The following is a 16112-nucleotide window of genomic DNA, read 5'->3' on the forward strand; positions in this document are numbered from 1 at the left end:
TCTTTACTAGTTACTTTAAAAATCCTTGATAATGTCTCATTAACATTTGCGCCTCTACCTGTTTCATCGTTTCCAAAGCCACCCCAACAACAATCAATATGGATGTTCCTCCAAAAGCGATTGGCATTCCTAATAAGTTTAGGAATAGTGTTGGTAGGATAGCGATAACTGCTAGGAAAACTGCCCCAGCTAACGTAATTCTATTTAATACCTTTGTTAAATAATCGGAAGTAGGTTTTCCAGGTCGAATCCCTGGGATAAACCCTCCATTTTTTTTCATATTTGTAGCTACTTCAACTGGGTTAAAGGTAACTGCTGTGTAAAAATAAGTAAAGAAAATGATCAGCAGCGCACTTAATATATTATAAATAAATATCCCTGGTCTTCCGCCTGGTGATAACCATCTAGCTACAAATAAAGCAAAACCACTGGTCTCTCCAACAAAGAAAGCAATCGTCTGTGGAAAAGCTAATAGTGACATTGCAAAAATTACTGGAATAACGCCTGACTGATTTACCTTTAAAGGAATATGTGAACTTTGTCCACCATACATTTTTCTACCTACAACTCTTTTTGCATACTGTACTGGAATTTTTCTAGTACCTTCCTGTATTGCAACTACACCAGCAACAATAGCTATTGCAATCACTACAAATAAGATAATGGTTATAATAGAAATTTCTCCTTGTCTGGTTAAAACAAATGTTCTATATACACCATCAGGCATTCTAGAGATAATCCCTGCAAAAATCAGTAGGGAAATACCGTTGCCTACACCCTTTTCAGTAATCTGCTCACCTAACCACATTAAAAAGGCTGTACCAGCTGTTAATGTCAGTACAACAACAATGATACTGAAGGGATCCCTTGAAATCAATGCTCCTCTAAAAAGACCTACACTGATTCCAGTAGCTTGGATTAATGCCAGTATAACTGTTCCATATCTTGTATATTGAGCAATTTTTTTTCTGCCTTCTTCGCCTTCTTTCGCCATCTCTTCTAAGCTAGGAATTGCTATCGTTAAAAGCTGCATAATAATAGAGGCAGTAATGTAAGGCGTGATACTTAGAGCAAAAATTGTCATATTACCGAAAGCACCACCTGAAAACATATCAAACATAGCAAGTAATCCAGCATTCTCAACAATATTACGAACGTAGTTGATATTTACACCTGGCACTGGTATAGCAGAACCTAATCTAAAAATAACTAGCATCATCAATGTGTATAGTATTCTGCTTCTTAAATCTGGAATCTTCCAAGCGTTTTTTAAGGTAGATAGCACCTTATATCACCTCTACTTTTCCACCGGCAGCTTCAATTTTTTCAATAGCTGATTGTGTAAACTTTGCAGCCTTCACTGTCAAACTTTTTTTGATGTTGCCATTACCTAAAATCTTTAAGCCGTCCTTTTCAACTTTTTTAATGACACCTGCTTCTTTAAGCACTGCAGCAGTAATTTCTGTTCCATTTTCAAATCTATTTAAATCTTCAATATTTACAATGCTGAATTGTTTTTTGAAAATATTTGTAAAACCGCGTTTTGGAAGGCGTCTAATAAGAGGCATTTGTCCCCCCTCGAAGCCGATTCTAACACCACCGCCGCTACGAGAATTTTGTCCGTTGCTACCTCTGCCTGCAGTTTTACCAAGACCACTACCTGTACCTCGGCCTTTTCTCTTTGTCTTCTTTACAGCACCTTCAGCAGGTCTAAGCTCATGTAACTTCATCTTTACACCTCCTTATTTATGCTTCTACAACTTCTACTAAGTGTTTTACTCTTTCAATCATACCTCTAATTTGTGCATTGTCAGGTTTTTCTACCACCTGACCAACCTTTGATAATCCTAATGCTTCTACTGTTTTTCTTTGCTTTGGTAATGAACCAATAACACTTTTAACTAATTTGATATTTACATTTGCCATAGTATTTTCCCTCCTAACCTAAGAGTTCTTCTATGGATTTGCCTCTTAGTCTAGCTACATCCTCTGCTCTTTTTAAATTTCTTAAGCCATCCATTGTAGCATTTACCATATTTCTTGAATTGTTTGAACCTAAAGACTTTGCTCTTACATCTTTGATTCCTGCTAATTCTAATACCGCACGAACTGGTCCACCTGCAATAATACCAGTACCCTCTGAAGCAGGCATAATTAGTACATTACCAGCACCGAAGTGGCCAATGATTTGATGAGGAACGGTAGTCTTAACAATTGGTACATGAATTAAGTTTTTCTTTGCATCCTGAATGCCTTTTCTGATAGCATCTGGTATCTCCATAGCTTTACCAGATCCTACTCCTACATGTCCGTTTTCATCTCCAACTACTACTAAAGCAGCAAATCTAAAATTTCTACCACCCTTTACAACCTTAGTAACACGTCTTATGTCAACAACTTGTTCTTTTATATCAAGTTGACTAGCATCTATACGCTTGCGTAGCATTTATTTCCCTCCTTCTTTATTAAAAGTTAAGTCCGGCTTCTCTTGCACCTTCTGCCATTGCTTTTACTCTTCCATGATAAATATATCCACCACGATCAAAAGTTACAGTTGTAATACCTTTTTCCAAAGCTCTTTTGGCTACTAACTGTCCCACTAGCTTAGCAGCATCTTGATTGCCTGTAGCTTCAGCTTGCTGCTTGATTTCTTTATCTAAAGTCGAAGCTGCTGCTAAGGTTTGACCGTTTTCATCATTAATGACTTGAGCATACATGTTATTTAAACTTCTATATACATTTAATCTTGGACGCTCAGCTGTACCAGAGACTTTGTTACGAACTCTCTGATGTCTTTTCTTTCTTGTAAGGTTTTTACTTACCTTCTTGATCACCTTATTTCACTCCTTTCTATTACTTACCAGTCTTACCTTCTTTACGTCTGATCACTTCATCCGAGTATTTGATTCCCTTTCCTTTGTAAGGTTCAGGTTTTCTTAGTTCACGAATTTTAGCTGCATAGTTTCCAACAGCTTGCTTGTTAATTCCCTTAACAAGAATTTCAGTTTGAGAAGGTACTTCTGTTGTAACACCCTCTGGATCCACCATTTCTACAGGATGAGAAAATCCTAAGTTAAGCACTAGTTTATTGCCTTGTTTATTTGCTCTATATCCGACACCAACTAGCTGTAGTTTTTTCTCATATCCCTTCACTACACCGTCAACCATATTAGAAATTAGTGTTCTTGATAAACCATGTAAAGATCTATGTTTTTTATTGTTGGTTGGTCTTTCAACAATAATTGTATTTTCTTCTCTTTTAATAGCAATATCTTTATGAATTTGTTCTGTCAGCATTCCCTTCGGACCCTTAACAGTAACAATATTGTTTTCATCAACTTTTACTTCAACTTCATTTGTTAGCTCTATTGGCTTAACACCTATCCTTGACATATTTGCACCTCCTTTAAAGTTATTACGATTACCAGATGTAAGCGACAACCTCTCCGCCTACGCCCTCTTTTCTAGCAATTTTATCCGTAATAATTCCTTTAGATGTAGAAATAATCGCTACTCCTAGTCCACCTAATACCCTTGGAATTTCGTCTTTCTTTGCGTAAACTCTTAAGCCTGGCTTTGAGATACGTTTTATACCTGTGATAACTTTTTCGTTGTTTTTTCCGTATTTTAATTGCATTCTGATAATGCCTTGTTTTCCGTCTTCAATTACATCGAATCCTTTTACAAAACCTTCTTCAAGAAGAATATTTGCAATTTCCTTTTTAACATTAGAAGCAGGAATATCTACAGTTTCATGTTTTACCGCACTGGCATTCCTAACCCGTGTAAGCATATCTGCAATTGGATCTGTCATTGTCATAACTTTTACCTCCTTCCCGATTTTACCAGCTAGCTTTTTTCACACCTGGTATTTGTCCCTTGTAGGCTAATTCTCTAAAGCATATACGACATATACCAAATTTTCTTAAATAAGCATGTGGTCTTCCACAGATTTTACATCTAGTATACTCTCTTGTTTGATATTTTTGTTTTCTTTGTTGCTTTACTTTAAGAGATTGTTTTGCCACTACATTGTACCTCCTTCTTATTTTACGAAAGGCATTCCCATTAACTTTAATAACTCACGACTCTCTTCATCCGTTTTAGCAGTGGTAACAAAGATGATATCCATTCCCCGAACCTTTTCCACTTGATCATATTCAATTTCTGGGAAAATTAATTGCTCCTTGATACCTAGTGCGTAGTTTCCTCTACCATCAAAAGCCTTTGCACTTACACCCCTGAAATCTCTTACCCTTGGCAGTGCAACATTTACTAATCTATCTACAAATTCGTACATTTTTTCGCCTCTTAAGGTAACCTTAGCACCTATTGACATGCCTTCACGCACTTTAAAGTTAGAAACTGATTTTTTAGCTTTTGTAATAACAGGCTTTTGTCCAGCTATTGTAGCTAACTCCTTTACTGCAACTTCTAGACTTTTGGCATTGTCCTTAGCATCACCAATTCCCATATTAATAACAACTTTTTCAAGCTTTGGAATTTCCATAACGTTACTGTAACCAAACTTTTCCATCATTGCTGCTGCAATTTCATTTTTATATTTTTCTCTTAATCTAGCCATTACTAGACTTACCTCCCTTCTTTACTTTAGTCTAATACTTCGCCAGTCTTTTTGCTTATTCTTACTTTTTCACCGTTTTGTAAAAGCTTATATCCAACTCTAACACCTTGGTTAGCTTTTTTCTCAAAGAACATTACATTAGATGCATGGATAGGAGCTTCATGGCGTATAATACCCCCCTGCTGTGTTCTCGGGTTTGGTTTCTGATGTTTTGTCACCATATTTACGCCTTCAACAATCACTCTATTTACTTTCGGTAATACTTGTAGTACTTTACCTACTTTAGATTTATCTTTTCCAGCTATAACTACTACTGTGTCACCTTTTTTTATACGCATTTGTAACACCTCCTCGTTTATAATACTTCTGGAGCTAGGGAAACAATCTTCATAAACTCTTTATCTCTTAACTCTCTTGCTACTGGTCCAAAGATACGTGTACCCACTGGCTGTTTATCTTCTTTAATAACCACAGCAGCATTCTCATCAAATCGTATATAAAAACCATCTTTACGTCTCACAGGAGCCTTTGTTCTAACTACAACCGCTCTTACAACTTGACCTTTCTTTACAACTCCTCCTGGTGTTGCACTCTTAACTGCACAGATGATAACATCACCTATTCTTGCATATCTTCTTTTTGTTCCGCCTAGCACGCGGATACAAAGCAATTCTTTTGCGCCTGAGTTGTCTGCAACAGTAAGCCGTGATTCCTGTTGGATCATAGCAATACCTCCTTTTCCTCTTCTCTCTTACTTAGCTTGCTCTATCACTTTAACAAGTCTCCATCTTTTGTCCTTTGACAATGGTCTTGTTTCCATAATTCTTACTTTATCACCAATTCCACATTCGTTCATTTCATCATGCGCTTTATACTTTGTAGTTCTTTTAACCGCTTTACCATATAAAGGATGACGAACAAAGTCCTCTACTAATACTACAATTGTTTTATCCATTTTGTCGCTTACTACACGACCTGTTCTGATCTTTCTTCTTCCTCTTTCCACGAGTTTGGCCTCCCTTCCACCTTGCATCATAATCCGATTAAGCATTTACATTGTTTATTTCGCGTTGTCTAATGATGGTTTTAATTCTAGCGATATCTTTGCGAACATTTCTGATTCTCAAAGGGTTCTCAAGCTGGCCGGTCGCTAATTGGAAACGCAAGTTAAATAATTCACTTTTTGAATCAGCTAATTTTTGTTGCAATTCAACATCTGTCATATCTCTTAATTGATTAGCTTTCATCAGCTTCACCACCCTTTACTTCTAATTCTTGACGTGTTACAAACTTACACTTAATTGGTAATTTATGCATAGCAAGTCTTAACGCTTCTCTTGCTTTTTCTTCTGGTACTCCAGCTAGTTCAAACATAACTCTACCTGGCTTAACAACTGCTACCCAAAACTCTGGTGAACCTTTACCAGCACCCATACGAGTTTCAGCAGGTTTTTTTGTTACGGGCTTGTGAGGGAAAATCTTAATCCAAACTTTACCCCCTCTTTTGATATATCTTGTCATAGCAATACGAGCAGCTTCTATTTGATTAGAGGTAATCCATGCTGGTTCTAAAGCCATAATTCCAAATTCTCCGTAGGAAACTTTGTTTCCTCTTGTGGCTTCACCTGTCATTTTACCCCTATGCACTCTACGGCGTTTTACTCTTTTAGGCATTAACATGCACTATTCCTCCTTCCTTCAAGGCATATCTGTTACTTGTTTTCTGTATTTTCGACACTTTCTTCTACTGCTACATTTCTTTTAGCAGGTAATATTTCACCCTTGTAAATCCATACTTTTACACCTAATTTTCCATAGGTTGTCATGGCTTCAGCAAAACCATAGTCGATATCCGCTCTTAATGTGTGTAATGGAACGTTTCCTTCGTTGTATCCTTCTGAACGAGCCATTTCTGCTCCTCCAAGTCTACCTGAAGTTAATACTTTAATTCCTTTAGCACCTGAACGCATGGCTCTTTGCATAGCTTGTTTCATCGCCCTTCTGAAGGATACCCTTCTTTCTAAAGAGAACGCAATGTTTTCAGCTACTAGTTGAGCATCTGTTTCTGGTCTTTTTATTTCTACTACATTTACTGCTACATTTTTATTTGTCATTTTTTCTAACTGCTTTTTCAGTTCTTCAACACCTTGCCCACCTTTACCAATAACCATTCCTGGCTTTGCTGTGTGAACATTTATTTTAACGCGATTATTAGCAGCTCTTTCAATTTCTACCTTAGAAATTCCGGAAACAAAAAGTTTTTCTTTTACGTATTTTCGGATTTTATGGTCTTCAATGAGTAGGTCAGAATAATCTTTTTTGTTGGCATACCATTTGGCATCCCAGTCCTTAATGATACCTACTCTCAATCCGTGTGGACTCACCTTTTGACCCATTATTTTCCCTCCTTAAATCCTATTTTTCTTTTAGCACAACACCGATATGACTTGTTCTCTTTCTAATCGTAGTGGCACGACCCATAGCTCTTGGTCTAAAACGTTTCATTGTAGGTCCTTGGTCTGCATAAATTTCTGCCACATATAGGCTATCTCTATCCATACTATAATTATTTTCCGCATTTGCCAAAGCCGACTTAACAACTTTTTCTACGATTGGCGCAGCGGCTTTAGGCGTATACTTTAATATTGCTAAAGCTTCATCAACTTTTTTTCCTCTAACTAAGTCAACAACTTGTTGAGCTTTTCTAGGAGCGATTCTGACAAATCTTGCAATTGCTTTTGCTTCCATGGAATGACCTCCCTTCATAATCTCGATCAAATTATCAAACATTCCATCAACTTAAATTTATTTTCTTTTTGTTGTTTTATCGTTATCGTCATGACCTCTATAGGTTCTGGTTAAAGCAAATTCTCCTAATTTATGTCCTACCATATCCTCAGTAATGTATACTGGAATGTGCTTTCTACCATCATGTACAGCAATAGTGTGTCCGATCATTTGTGGAAAAATAGTAGATGCTCTTGACCATGTTTTGATAACTTTCTTTTCATCTTTTGCATTCATTTCTTCTACCTTTTTTAACAAACCAGCATGAACAAAAGGTCCCTTTTTTAGTGATCTACCCATTACTTTTCCTCCCTTCACAAGTATGTGTCTATCTATATCTTTGCATTATTTTGCTGAATTATTTCTTTCTTCTAGATACAATAAACTTGTTTGAAGCCTTCTTCTTATCACGTGTTTTGTATCCAAGAGCAGGTTTACCCCATGGTGTCACTGGTGATGGTCTACCTATAGGAGATCTACCTTCCCCTCCACCGTGTGGATGGTCATTCGGGTTCATTGCAGAACCTCTTACAGTAGGTCTAATTCCCATATGTCTTTTTCTACCAGCTTTACCGATAGTGATGTTTTCATGTTCTAAATTTCCCACTTCACCAACAGTAGCCTTACAGTCAATAGCAATTTGTCTAATTTCTCCCGAAGGTAATCTTAATAGTGCGTATTTGCCTTCCTTCGCCATTAACTGTGCTGAATTTCCGGCAGCTCTTGCAATTTGACCACCTTTACCAGGCTTCATTTCAATGTTGTGTACCACTGTACCAACAGGAATATTTCTTAATGGCAGAGCATTACCTACTTTAATATCTACATCTGCTCCTGATGCTACAACATCTCCAACCTTTAGGTGATTTGGAGCAATGATGTACCTCTTTTCTCCATCAGCATAGTTCAATAATGCAATATTTGCAGTTCTATTTGGATCATACTCAATTGAAGCAACATTGGCTGGTATGCCATCTTTGTTTCTTTTAAAGTCGATAATTCTATACTTTCTTTTCATACCGCCACCTCTATGGCGTACGGTTATTTTACCTTGAGCGTTTCTACCACCAGTTTTAGAAAGAGTTTCTAATAAAGACTTTTCTGGCTCTACCTTTGTTACTTCTTCAAATGTAGAAACTGTCATTTGTCTTCTAGCTGGTGAAGTAGGATTAAACTTTTTAATACCCATTACTGTTTCCCTCCTTCGTATTACAAATCAGTCATTACATTCCTTCAAATAACTCGATTTCTTTGCTATCTTGTGTTAAAGTAACGATAGCCTTTTTCCAGTCCGCTCTTTTGCCAACATATCTGCCCATTCTTTTTACTTTACCCTTCATGTTAACAGTATTTACCTTTTCTACTTTAACACTAAAGATTTTTTCTATGGCTCTTCTTATTTCTGTTTTGTTGGCTTTTCTATCTACAACAAAAGCATATTTTTTGTCGGCGATGTTATTCATGCTTTCTTCAGTAACTAATGGCCTAATAACAATATCGTGTGGATTTGTCATTATGCGTACACCTCCTCCACTTTTTGAACCGCATCTTTGGTAATGATAAACTTATCGTATCTTAAGATATCATATACATTCAATGTACTGACAGAAGTTGTGTCAACTCCAGGAATGTTTCTAGCTGATTTAACCACAGCATCGTTTTTGTCACCTGTTACAATCAGTGCCTTCTTATCAACCTTTAAGTTGTTAAGAATATTTACCATCTCTTTTGTTTTTGGCAATTGTAAAGATAGTTCATCTAACACAATCAGTTCATTACTATTTACTTTTGATGTAAGAGCTGATTTCATAGCTAATCTTCTTACCTTTTTAGGTAATGTATAGCTATAATTTCTTGGCTTTGGTGCAAAAATGGTTCCACCACCAACCCATAGGGGTGAACGAATACTTCCGTGACGCGCACGACCTGTTCCTTTTTGTCTCCAAGGCTTTCTTCCGCCACCTCTTACTTCTGCTCTCGTTTTAGCAGACTGTGTTCCTTGTCTTTTATTGGCTAATTGATTTTTTACAACTTCATAAAGCACATGTTGGTTTACTTCTACGCCAAATACATTGTCGTTTAATTCTATTTCACTTACTTGTTCTCCAGACACATTGTATACAGCTACTTTAGGCATAGCAATTCCTCCTTTCTCAATCAGATTATTTTCCTTGTTTTATGGTTTCTTTGATGATTAATAATCCTTTTTTAGGTCCTGGCACAGCACCCTTCACTAAAAGTGCATTTCTTTCCACATCTACTTTTACTACTTCTAGATTTTGAACAGTCACTTGTACTGCTCCCATATGTCCAGGTAGTTTTTTGCCTTTAAATACTCTAGATGGGAATGAAGACGCCCCCATTGAACCGGGTCTTCTATGATATCTAGAACCGTGGGATTCTGGTCCTCTACTTTGACCATGTCTTTTAATAACCCCTTGGAAGCCCTTACCTTTAGAGATTCCTGTGATATCTACTTTTTGTCCTGCTTCAAAAGCATCTACTTTAATTTCTTGCCCTACTGTAAATTCACTTGGGTTTTCTAACCTGAATTCTTTTAACTTTCTTTTAACCGTTACGCCACCTTTTTCAAAGTGTCCTTTTAGTGGCTTGTTAACATTTTTTTCCTTGATTTCTCCGTAGCCTATTTGAACAGCATTATATCCATCAGTCTCTGTTGTTTTTACTTGAGCTACAACATTAGGTTCCACTTGGATTACTGTCACAGGTACTACTAAACCCTGTTGATCGAAAACTTGAGTCATCCCAACTTTTCTTCCGATAATACCTTTCATTACTACACCTCCTATTAATCTTACAGCGGATTACACTTCATGTATAATCATACTAAGACAGGATGAAGTCCATCGCTTTATCTTAGTCAAACTGACATTATAATTTAATTTCGATATCCACACCAGCTGGTAAATCTAATCTCATTAAAGCATCAACAGTCTTTGGGGTTGGGCTTAAGATGTCGATTAATCTCTTGTGTGTTCTCATTTCAAACTGTTCTCTAGAGTCTTTGTACTTATGAACAGCTCTTAATATTGTAATAATTTGTTTTTCTGTCGGCAATGGTACTGGACCAGAAACCTCAGCACCACTTCTTTTCGCGGTTTCAACGATTTTTTCAGCTGATTGATCTAACACCTTGTGATCATACGCCTTTAATCTGATTCTGATTTTTTGTTTAACTTTTGCTGTTGCCATTAAAATTCCCTCCCTTTCATCGCACGTGATTTCTTTTTACGTGCGACCTCGACTACCTATACACTGTTCCGGGTGTGTTGATATTTTTTTCAACTCCCTAAAGGGTAGTCTTGTCGCCCGATTCATAGATCTAGACATTTCTCCACGAAAATTTCCCTTTTGAGCAACCTTTCGCTTCATCGCCTTAATAACTTAAAAAAACATGTCAAACAGACACTAATATATTTTATATCATTAAGCTACAAATATCAAGCCTATTTTAAATATTTCTTGAAAGTTTTATAATCTTTTTTATATCAATATACGTCTGTAAATTTTAATATGCTAAGATCTATATTCACAGTCCTTGATTATGTCTCTACGCCAAGGGTAAAGCCATAGACCTGAATACTAAAATCCAAGTTTGAAGATGTCTCTAGACTGTACTATAATGCAAATTTAGAAGAAGAGAAAACCCTTCTTCTAAATTTAAAATTTCATTGCTAGTATCAATTATTCAATAATAGAAGCAACTACACCAGCACCTACAGTTCTTCCACCTTCACGGATAGCGAATCTTAAACCTTCTTCTGTAGCGATTGGGCTAATTAATTCGATTTCCATTGTAATGTTATCTCCTGGCATTACCATTTCTGTTCCCTCTGGTAATTTGATGCTTCCTGTTACGTCTGTTGTTCTAAAATAAAATTGTGGTCTGTATCCATCAAAGAATGGTGTATGTCTTCCACCTTCTTCTTTCTTTAATACGTATACTTCCGCCTTAAATTTTGTGTGAGGCTTGATTGTACCAGGCTTTGCTAATACTTGTCCTCTTTCGATTTCTGTTCTCTGGATACCTCTTAGTAATACCCCTACGTTGTCTCCTGCTTCTGCTTGATCTAGTAACTTTCTGAACATTTCTACCCCTGTTACTACTAACTTTCTTGATTCTTCTGCTAAACCTACTAATTCTACTTCGTCCTGTACTTTTACTACGCCTCTTTCTACTCTTCCTGTTGCAACTGTTCCTCTACCTGTAATTGAGAATACGTCCTCTACTGGCATTAAGAATGGCTTGTCAATATCTCTTTCTGGTTGTGGAATGTATTCATCGATGATTTCAAACATTTCTACAATCTTTGTTCCCCAATCACTATCTGGATCATTTAATGCTTGTAATGCTGATCCCTTGATTACTGGTGTGTCATCTCCTGGAAATTCATATTCGTTTAATAAGTCTCTGATTTCCATTTCTACTAATTCTAATAATTCTTCATCATCTACCATATCGCATTTGTTCATGAATACTACGATGTATGGTACACCTACCTGTCTTGATAGTAGGATATGCTCTCTTGTTTGTGGCATTGGACCGTCCGCTGCTGATACTACCAGGATCGCTCCGTCCATTTGTGCTGCTCCTGTAATCATGTTTTTTACATAGTCAGCATGGCCTGGGCAGTCTACGTGAGCATAGTGTCTGTTGTTTGTTTCGTACTCAACGTGTGCTGTTGAAATTGTGATTCCTCTTTCTCTTTCTTCTGGTGCTTTGTCGATTTGGTCAAAGGCTACTGCTGATCCTGTTCCTAATCTTTTGTTTAATGTCATTGTAATCGCTGCTGTTAATGTTGTTTTACCATGGTCAACGTGTCCTATTGTTCCTATGTTTACATGGGGCTTATTTCTTTCAAATTTTGCTTTTGCCATTTTTTACTCCTCCTCGTTTTTAACGTATTAAGTAAAAGTTTTTATACTACTTAACCTATCTATAGATTTATCTAAAGATAGGATAGCAGACAAAGCATCTTAAATCTGCTATCCGATTTTCACTACTGTCTTCCAGCAACCACTTTTTCAGCAATACTTGCTGGAACTTGTTCATAATGACTAAAGTGCATAGAGTATACAGCACGACCTTGTGTTTTTGAACGCAAGTCTGTAGCGTAACCAAACATTTCAGATAGTGGTACATAACATCTTATTACCTGTACACCACCTGTTCTTGGCTCCATACCTTCAATCTTACCACGTCTTGAGTTTAAGTCACCCATAACATCCCCCATATAATCTTCAGGTGTTGTCACTTCTACCTTCATATATGGTTCCAGTAAAGCTGGCTTCGCTTTCTTCATACCATCTTTGAAAGCCATAGAACCAGCGATTTTAAATGCCATTTCAGAAGAGTCAACCTCATGATAAGATCCGTCAAACAGTTCTACCTTCATGTCAACTACTTCGTAGCCAGCTAACACACCATTTTTCATGGCTTCTTGAATACCAGCATCAACAGCAGGAATATACTCTCTTGGGATAGCTCCACCAACGATTTGATTGTCGAAGCCGTAGCCTTGGCCTGGTTCCTGTGGAATAAGACGAATTTTAACATGTCCGTATTGTCCACGACCCCCAGATTGTCGAGCATATTTACCCTCTACTTCTACCGCTTGGGTAATAGTTTCTTTATAAGCAACTTGAGGTTTACCTACATTTGCCTCTACTTTAAACTCTCTCATCATTCTGTCTACGATGATTTCAAGATGAAGCTCTCCCATACCAGCAATGATGGTTTGACCTGTTTCTTCATCTGTGTAGGTTTTAAAAGTTGGGTCCTCTTCAGCAAGTTTTTGTAAAGCAACCCCCATTTTTTCTTGAGCAGCTTTAGTTTTTGGTTCAATAGCTACGTGAATAACTGGCTCTGGAAACTCCATAGATTCTAACACTACTACATTGTCAGGATCACATAGTGTATCCCCTGTAGTTGTATCTTTTAATCCTACAGCAGCCGCGATATCACCAGCATATACTTCTGTAATTTCTTCTCTTGTATTGGCATGCATTTGAAGGATACGTCCAATTCTCTCTTTCTTCCCTTTTGTAGAGTTTAAGATATAAGAACCAGACTCAAGCTTTCCCGAATAAACTCGGAAAAAAGCTAGTTTTCCTACATATGGATCTGCCATGATTTTGAAGGCTAAAGCTGAAAAAGGTTCATTGTCATCTGCATGTCTTTCGATTTCTTCTTCGGTATCCTCAGATACACCTTTAATCGCTGGTATATCTAGTGGTGAAGGCATATAAGTTACAACGGCATCTAATAAACGCTGCACACCTTTATTCTTATAAGAAGAGCCACATAATACCGGTGTCATTTGTGTAGCAATTGTACCTCTTCTGATACCCGCAATTACTTCCTCTTCTGTTAGTTCTTCTCCTTCTAAATAACGCATCATTAATTCTTCATCAGTTTCAGCTACTGCCTCTATTAGTATTTCTCTATACTCATTAGCAAGATCCTTCATATCTTCAGGAATGTCTACTGTCTCAGTCTCTTGACCTAAATCATCTTTGTAAATGGTTGCATTCATCTTTACTAGGTCAATGATGCCTTTGAAGGTATCTTCAGCACCGATAGGTAACTGGATAGGTATTGCATTAGCACCTAATCTTTCCTTCATCATTTTTACAGCTTGAAAGAAGTCAGCACCTAAAATGTCCATTTTGTTTACGAAGGCCATTCTTGGCACTCTGTATTTATCTGCCTGTCTCCAAACAGTTTCAGATTGAGGCTCAACCCCACCTTTGGCACAGAATACAGCTACAGATCCATCTAATACTCTTAGAGATCTTTCTACCTCTACAGTAAAGTCCACGTGACCTGGTGTATCTATGATATTGATTCTATGCTCTTGCCATTGACAGGTAGTAGCAGCTGAAGTGATGGTGATACCTCTTTCTTTCTCCTGCTCCATCCAGTCCATTTGAGATGCACCCTCATGAGTTTCACCTAATTTTCTAATTCTGCCGGCATAAAACAATATTCTCTCTGTGGTTGTTGTTTTACCAGCATCAATATGCGCCATAATACCTATATTTCTTATTTTTTCTAGTGGAAACTGCCTTGCCACTGTTGATCCTCCTTCCATAGGAAACGAAACATTTACAGTGATTTTTAGCAACTAATATACATTAGCATATCCAAAAACTACTATTTTAAACATTATCTTACCATCTGTAATGGGCAAATGCTTTGTTTGCTTCCGCCATTTTATGTGTGTCTTCTCTTTTCTTCACTGATGCTCCAGTATTATTCGCAGCATCCATGATTTCTTTGGCTAATTTTTCATCCATGCCTTTTTCGCCTCTTTTTTTGGTGTAGCCTACTAACCATCTAATTCCTAGAGTTTCTCTTCTCTCAGGTCTTACCTCCACCGGTACTTGGTAGTTGGCGCCACCAACACGTCTTGCTTTAACTTCTAATATTGGCATGATATTGTTCATAGCTTTTTCAAAAACTTCGACTGGTTCTTCCCCAGTTCTTTCTTTTATTAAATCGAAGGCATTATAAACAATTCTTTGAGCTGTTCCTTTTTTACCATCTAGCATAATGCCATTGATTAATTTTGTAACAACTTTGCTACCATACATAGGGTCTGGTAACACTTCTCTTTTTGGCACATTACCTTTTCTTGGCACTTTTCTTCCCTCCTCAATGAATGAAATTGTTCATCGGTACTCGACAACCAATTTTAAGATTGCCGCCGTGCGCAGTTCAATGCTTTATTATATATGCATCATCGCTCCGACGTCTATTATTTCTTCTTAGGTCTCTTTGCACCGTACTTTGATCTTGCTTGTAATCTGTTAGCTACACCTGCAGTATCTAATGTTCCTCTAACAATATGGTATCTAACCCCTGGTAAGTCTTTTACCCTTCCACCTCTGATTAGAACAACACTATGCTCTTGAAGGTTATGACCAATTCCTGGGATGTAAGCTGTTACTTCAATACCATTTGTCAATCTTACCCTAGCTACTTTTCTTAAAGCTGAGTTAGGCTTTTTAGGTGTAACAGTTTTAACAGAAGTACAAACTCCTCTTTTTTGTGGAGAACTTTTGTCGGTAGCTACTCTTCTCAAAGAGTTGAAACCTTTTTGTAATGCAGGAGCTGTTGATTTTTCTTGAATTTCTTTTCTACCTTTACGTACTAACTGGCTTATTGTTGGCATCCATTGCACCTCCTTCCAATAAAAAGCTTTAAACATAGAAAAACTTTTATCTTTATTCTATAATATAAGATAAAATGTCTTTGCCTAATCAAGTGTAAATCTCTGGTTACTTTAATATTGCCGCAGCTGCTGCACTAACATCAATACTGCAGGCTTTACCAAGTTTTTTCATAGAATCAACATAAATAATTTCTACACCTTTACTAGTGGCAGCGTTCTTAAGTTTTTCTAATAGATGTATTTCTGCATCTTCTGCCAAATAAAGCGTCTTTACTTTATCTTCAGCTAATGCTTTGTTGGTTTGCTTTATGCCAATGACCTTATTATTGGCCTTTTGCAAAGAGTCTAACATAAAAGTTTCCTCCTTTTTTAAAGATCTGGGAGACTTTTCGTCCCCCAGTTAAAAGTCCACTTTTATACTGAAAATTTTGTTTTTCTAAACAGCATTGTGTATAACACACTTAAATATTCTAACACTTGTTGATAAGTGTGTCAACTACTTATTTTGTTAAGTTAAAGCATTGGCTTTTCACCTTTTATAC

27 protein-coding genes are annotated in these 16112 nt (G+C 37.0%); all 27 read right to left on the minus strand.

The window, feature by feature from the left end:
- Nucleotides 1–10: 10 nt before the first annotated feature.
- Nucleotides 11–1285 carry a preprotein translocase subunit SecY gene (secY, locus tag BJL90_RS03720; protein WP_070964261.1) on the minus strand — a complete coding sequence of 425 codons (1275 nt, stop codon included), beginning with the start codon at nt 1283–1285 and terminating at the stop codon, nt 11–13.
- Nucleotide 1286: 1 nt separating this feature from the next.
- Nucleotides 1287–1730, minus strand: coding sequence for a 50S ribosomal protein L15 (rplO, locus tag BJL90_RS03725; protein WP_070964263.1), 444 nt, complete (start codon nt 1728–1730; stop codon nt 1287–1289).
- 16 nt (nt 1731–1746) lie between these two features.
- Nucleotides 1747–1926, minus strand: a complete 180-nt coding sequence (gene rpmD, locus BJL90_RS03730; protein ID WP_070964265.1) for a 50S ribosomal protein L30 — start codon at nt 1924–1926, stop codon at nt 1747–1749.
- Between the two features lie 13 nt (nt 1927–1939).
- Nucleotides 1940–2446, minus strand: a complete 507-nt coding sequence (rpsE, locus tag BJL90_RS03735; RefSeq protein WP_070964267.1) for a 30S ribosomal protein S5 — start codon at nt 2444–2446, stop codon at nt 1940–1942.
- A 19-nt stretch (nt 2447–2465) separates the two neighbouring features.
- On the minus strand, nt 2466–2834 hold the full coding sequence (gene rplR, locus BJL90_RS03740) for a 50S ribosomal protein L18 (protein ID WP_070964269.1): 369 nt from the start codon (nt 2832–2834) through the stop codon (nt 2466–2468).
- A gap of 19 nt (nt 2835–2853) precedes the next feature.
- Nucleotides 2854–3393, minus strand: a complete 540-nt coding sequence (gene rplF, locus BJL90_RS03745; protein ID WP_070964271.1) for a 50S ribosomal protein L6 — start codon at nt 3391–3393, stop codon at nt 2854–2856.
- Between the two features lie 28 nt (nt 3394–3421).
- On the minus strand, nt 3422–3820 hold the full coding sequence (gene rpsH, locus BJL90_RS03750; RefSeq protein WP_070964272.1) for a 30S ribosomal protein S8: 399 nt from the start codon (nt 3818–3820) through the stop codon (nt 3422–3424).
- A gap of 22 nt (nt 3821–3842) precedes the next feature.
- The gene (locus tag BJL90_RS03755) at nt 3843–4028 is read right to left on the minus strand and encodes a type Z 30S ribosomal protein S14 (protein WP_070964275.1); all 186 of its coding nucleotides are present in this window, start codon (nt 4026–4028) and stop codon (nt 3843–3845) included.
- Between the two features lie 17 nt (nt 4029–4045).
- Entirely contained in the window at nt 4046–4585 is a 540-nt protein-coding gene (rplE, locus tag BJL90_RS03760; protein WP_044826211.1) for a 50S ribosomal protein L5, read from the minus strand.
- A 26-nt stretch (nt 4586–4611) separates the two neighbouring features.
- Nucleotides 4612–4923, minus strand: a complete 312-nt coding sequence (gene rplX / locus BJL90_RS03765) for a 50S ribosomal protein L24 (protein WP_070964278.1) — start codon at nt 4921–4923, stop codon at nt 4612–4614.
- Between the two features lie 17 nt (nt 4924–4940).
- The gene (rplN, locus tag BJL90_RS03770; RefSeq protein WP_070964280.1) at nt 4941–5309 is read right to left on the minus strand and encodes a 50S ribosomal protein L14; all 369 of its coding nucleotides are present in this window, start codon (nt 5307–5309) and stop codon (nt 4941–4943) included.
- Nucleotides 5310–5336: 27 nt separating this feature from the next.
- On the minus strand, nt 5337–5591 hold the full coding sequence (gene rpsQ, locus BJL90_RS03775; RefSeq protein WP_156778697.1) for a 30S ribosomal protein S17: 255 nt from the start codon (nt 5589–5591) through the stop codon (nt 5337–5339).
- Nucleotides 5592–5628: 37 nt separating this feature from the next.
- Nucleotides 5629–5832: a 50S ribosomal protein L29 gene (gene rpmC, locus BJL90_RS03780; RefSeq protein ID WP_070964282.1), complete on the minus strand. Its 204-nt coding sequence runs from the start codon at nt 5830–5832 to the stop codon at nt 5629–5631.
- Entirely contained in the window at nt 5822–6265 is a 444-nt protein-coding gene (gene rplP / locus BJL90_RS03785; protein WP_070964284.1) for a 50S ribosomal protein L16, read from the minus strand. The genes rpmC and rplP overlap by 11 nt, the downstream gene beginning before the upstream one ends.
- A gap of 32 nt (nt 6266–6297) precedes the next feature.
- Complete coding sequence (gene rpsC, locus BJL90_RS03790; RefSeq protein ID WP_070964287.1) at nt 6298–6981, minus strand: 30S ribosomal protein S3; 684 nt, start codon at nt 6979–6981, stop codon at nt 6298–6300.
- Nucleotides 6982–7000: 19 nt separating this feature from the next.
- Complete coding sequence (gene rplV, locus BJL90_RS03795; protein ID WP_070964290.1) at nt 7001–7333, minus strand: 50S ribosomal protein L22; 333 nt, start codon at nt 7331–7333, stop codon at nt 7001–7003.
- Between the two features lie 57 nt (nt 7334–7390).
- Nucleotides 7391–7672 carry a 30S ribosomal protein S19 gene (gene rpsS / locus BJL90_RS03800; protein WP_070964293.1) on the minus strand — a complete coding sequence of 94 codons (282 nt, stop codon included), beginning with the start codon at nt 7670–7672 and terminating at the stop codon, nt 7391–7393.
- Between the two features lie 58 nt (nt 7673–7730).
- A complete protein-coding gene (gene rplB, locus BJL90_RS03805; RefSeq protein WP_070964295.1) occupies nt 7731–8561 on the minus strand; it encodes a 50S ribosomal protein L2 in 831 nt (276 codons plus the stop codon).
- Between the two features lie 34 nt (nt 8562–8595).
- Nucleotides 8596–8886 carry a 50S ribosomal protein L23 gene (gene rplW / locus BJL90_RS03810; RefSeq protein WP_070964298.1) on the minus strand — a complete coding sequence of 97 codons (291 nt, stop codon included), beginning with the start codon at nt 8884–8886 and terminating at the stop codon, nt 8596–8598.
- Nucleotides 8886–9509, minus strand: a complete 624-nt coding sequence (rplD, locus tag BJL90_RS03815) for a 50S ribosomal protein L4 (RefSeq protein WP_070964300.1) — start codon at nt 9507–9509, stop codon at nt 8886–8888. Before rplD ends, rplW begins: the two co-directional genes overlap by 1 nt.
- Before the next feature lie 25 nt (nt 9510–9534).
- Complete coding sequence (gene rplC / locus BJL90_RS03820) at nt 9535–10167, minus strand: 50S ribosomal protein L3 (protein WP_070964303.1); 633 nt, start codon at nt 10165–10167, stop codon at nt 9535–9537.
- A gap of 97 nt (nt 10168–10264) precedes the next feature.
- Entirely contained in the window at nt 10265–10585 is a 321-nt protein-coding gene (gene rpsJ / locus BJL90_RS03825; RefSeq protein WP_044826198.1) for a 30S ribosomal protein S10, read from the minus strand.
- Nucleotides 10586–11077: 492 nt separating this feature from the next.
- Complete coding sequence (gene tuf, locus BJL90_RS03830; protein ID WP_070964306.1) at nt 11078–12271, minus strand: elongation factor Tu; 1194 nt, start codon at nt 12269–12271, stop codon at nt 11078–11080.
- Between the two features lie 122 nt (nt 12272–12393).
- Nucleotides 12394–14469, minus strand: coding sequence for an elongation factor G (gene fusA / locus BJL90_RS03835; RefSeq protein ID WP_070964308.1), 2076 nt, complete (start codon nt 14467–14469; stop codon nt 12394–12396).
- Nucleotides 14470–14566: 97 nt separating this feature from the next.
- The gene (rpsG, locus tag BJL90_RS03840) at nt 14567–15037 is read right to left on the minus strand and encodes a 30S ribosomal protein S7 (protein ID WP_070964311.1); all 471 of its coding nucleotides are present in this window, start codon (nt 15035–15037) and stop codon (nt 14567–14569) included.
- Nucleotides 15038–15153: 116 nt separating this feature from the next.
- On the minus strand, nt 15154–15570 hold the full coding sequence (rpsL, locus tag BJL90_RS03845) for a 30S ribosomal protein S12 (RefSeq protein ID WP_070964314.1): 417 nt from the start codon (nt 15568–15570) through the stop codon (nt 15154–15156).
- A gap of 106 nt (nt 15571–15676) precedes the next feature.
- Nucleotides 15677–15922 (minus strand): ribosomal L7Ae/L30e/S12e/Gadd45 family protein, encoded by a 246-nt coding sequence (locus BJL90_RS03850; protein WP_070964316.1) that lies wholly within the window; start codon nt 15920–15922, stop codon nt 15677–15679.
- Between the last annotated feature and the right edge of the window lie 190 nt (nt 15923–16112).

The sequence above is a fragment of the Clostridium formicaceticum genome (assembly GCF_001854185.1).
In the GTDB taxonomy this organism is placed as follows: Bacteria; Bacillota; Clostridia; order Peptostreptococcales; family Natronincolaceae; genus Andreesenella; species Andreesenella formicacetica.

Excerpts from the sequence above, each read along its gene's own strand:
- rpsS (WP_070964293.1), bottom strand. The coding sequence starts at position 7,672 with ATGGGTAGATCACTAAAAAAGGGACCTTTTGTTCATGCTGGTTTGTTA.
- rplO (WP_070964263.1), bottom strand. The coding sequence starts at position 1,730 with ATGAAGTTACATGAGCTTAGACCTGCTGAAGGTGCTGTAAAGAAGACA.
- rpsJ (WP_044826198.1), bottom strand. The coding sequence starts at position 10,585 with ATGGCAACAGCAAAAGTTAAACAAAAAATCAGAATCAGATTAAAGGCG.
- rpsE (WP_070964267.1), bottom strand. The coding sequence starts at position 2,446 with ATGCTACGCAAGCGTATAGATGCTAGTCAACTTGATATAAAAGAACAA.
- rplF (WP_070964271.1), bottom strand. The coding sequence starts at position 3,393 with ATGTCAAGGATAGGTGTTAAGCCAATAGAGCTAACAAATGAAGTTGAA.
- rplN (WP_070964280.1), bottom strand. The coding sequence starts at position 5,309 with ATGATCCAACAGGAATCACGGCTTACTGTTGCAGACAACTCAGGCGCA.
- rpmC (WP_070964282.1), bottom strand. The coding sequence starts at position 5,832 with ATGAAAGCTAATCAATTAAGAGATATGACAGATGTTGAATTGCAACAA.
- rplP (WP_070964284.1), bottom strand. The coding sequence starts at position 6,265 with ATGTTAATGCCTAAAAGAGTAAAACGCCGTAGAGTGCATAGGGGTAAA.
- rpsL (WP_070964314.1), bottom strand. The coding sequence starts at position 15,570 with ATGCCAACAATAAGCCAGTTAGTACGTAAAGGTAGAAAAGAAATTCAA.
- rpsH (WP_070964272.1), bottom strand. The coding sequence starts at position 3,820 with ATGACAATGACAGATCCAATTGCAGATATGCTTACACGGGTTAGGAAT.
- tuf (WP_070964306.1), bottom strand. The coding sequence starts at position 12,271 with ATGGCAAAAGCAAAATTTGAAAGAAATAAGCCCCATGTAAACATAGGA.
- rplD (WP_070964300.1), bottom strand. The coding sequence starts at position 9,509 with ATGCCTAAAGTAGCTGTATACAATGTGTCTGGAGAACAAGTAAGTGAA.
- rplB (WP_070964295.1), bottom strand. The coding sequence starts at position 8,561 with ATGGGTATTAAAAAGTTTAATCCTACTTCACCAGCTAGAAGACAAATG.
- rplC (WP_070964303.1), bottom strand. The coding sequence starts at position 10,167 with ATGAAAGGTATTATCGGAAGAAAAGTTGGGATGACTCAAGTTTTCGAT.
- rplV (WP_070964290.1), bottom strand. The coding sequence starts at position 7,333 with ATGGAAGCAAAAGCAATTGCAAGATTTGTCAGAATCGCTCCTAGAAAA.
- BJL90_RS03850 (WP_070964316.1), bottom strand. The coding sequence starts at position 15,922 with ATGTTAGACTCTTTGCAAAAGGCCAATAATAAGGTCATTGGCATAAAG.
- rplX (WP_070964278.1), bottom strand. The coding sequence starts at position 4,923 with ATGCGTATAAAAAAAGGTGACACAGTAGTAGTTATAGCTGGAAAAGAT.
- rplE (WP_044826211.1), bottom strand. The coding sequence starts at position 4,585 with ATGGCTAGATTAAGAGAAAAATATAAAAATGAAATTGCAGCAGCAATG.
- rpmD (WP_070964265.1), bottom strand. The coding sequence starts at position 1,926 with ATGGCAAATGTAAATATCAAATTAGTTAAAAGTGTTATTGGTTCATTA.
- rpsC (WP_070964287.1), bottom strand. The coding sequence starts at position 6,981 with ATGGGTCAAAAGGTGAGTCCACACGGATTGAGAGTAGGTATCATTAAG.
- rplW (WP_070964298.1), bottom strand. The coding sequence starts at position 8,886 with ATGACAAATCCACACGATATTGTTATTAGGCCATTAGTTACTGAAGAA.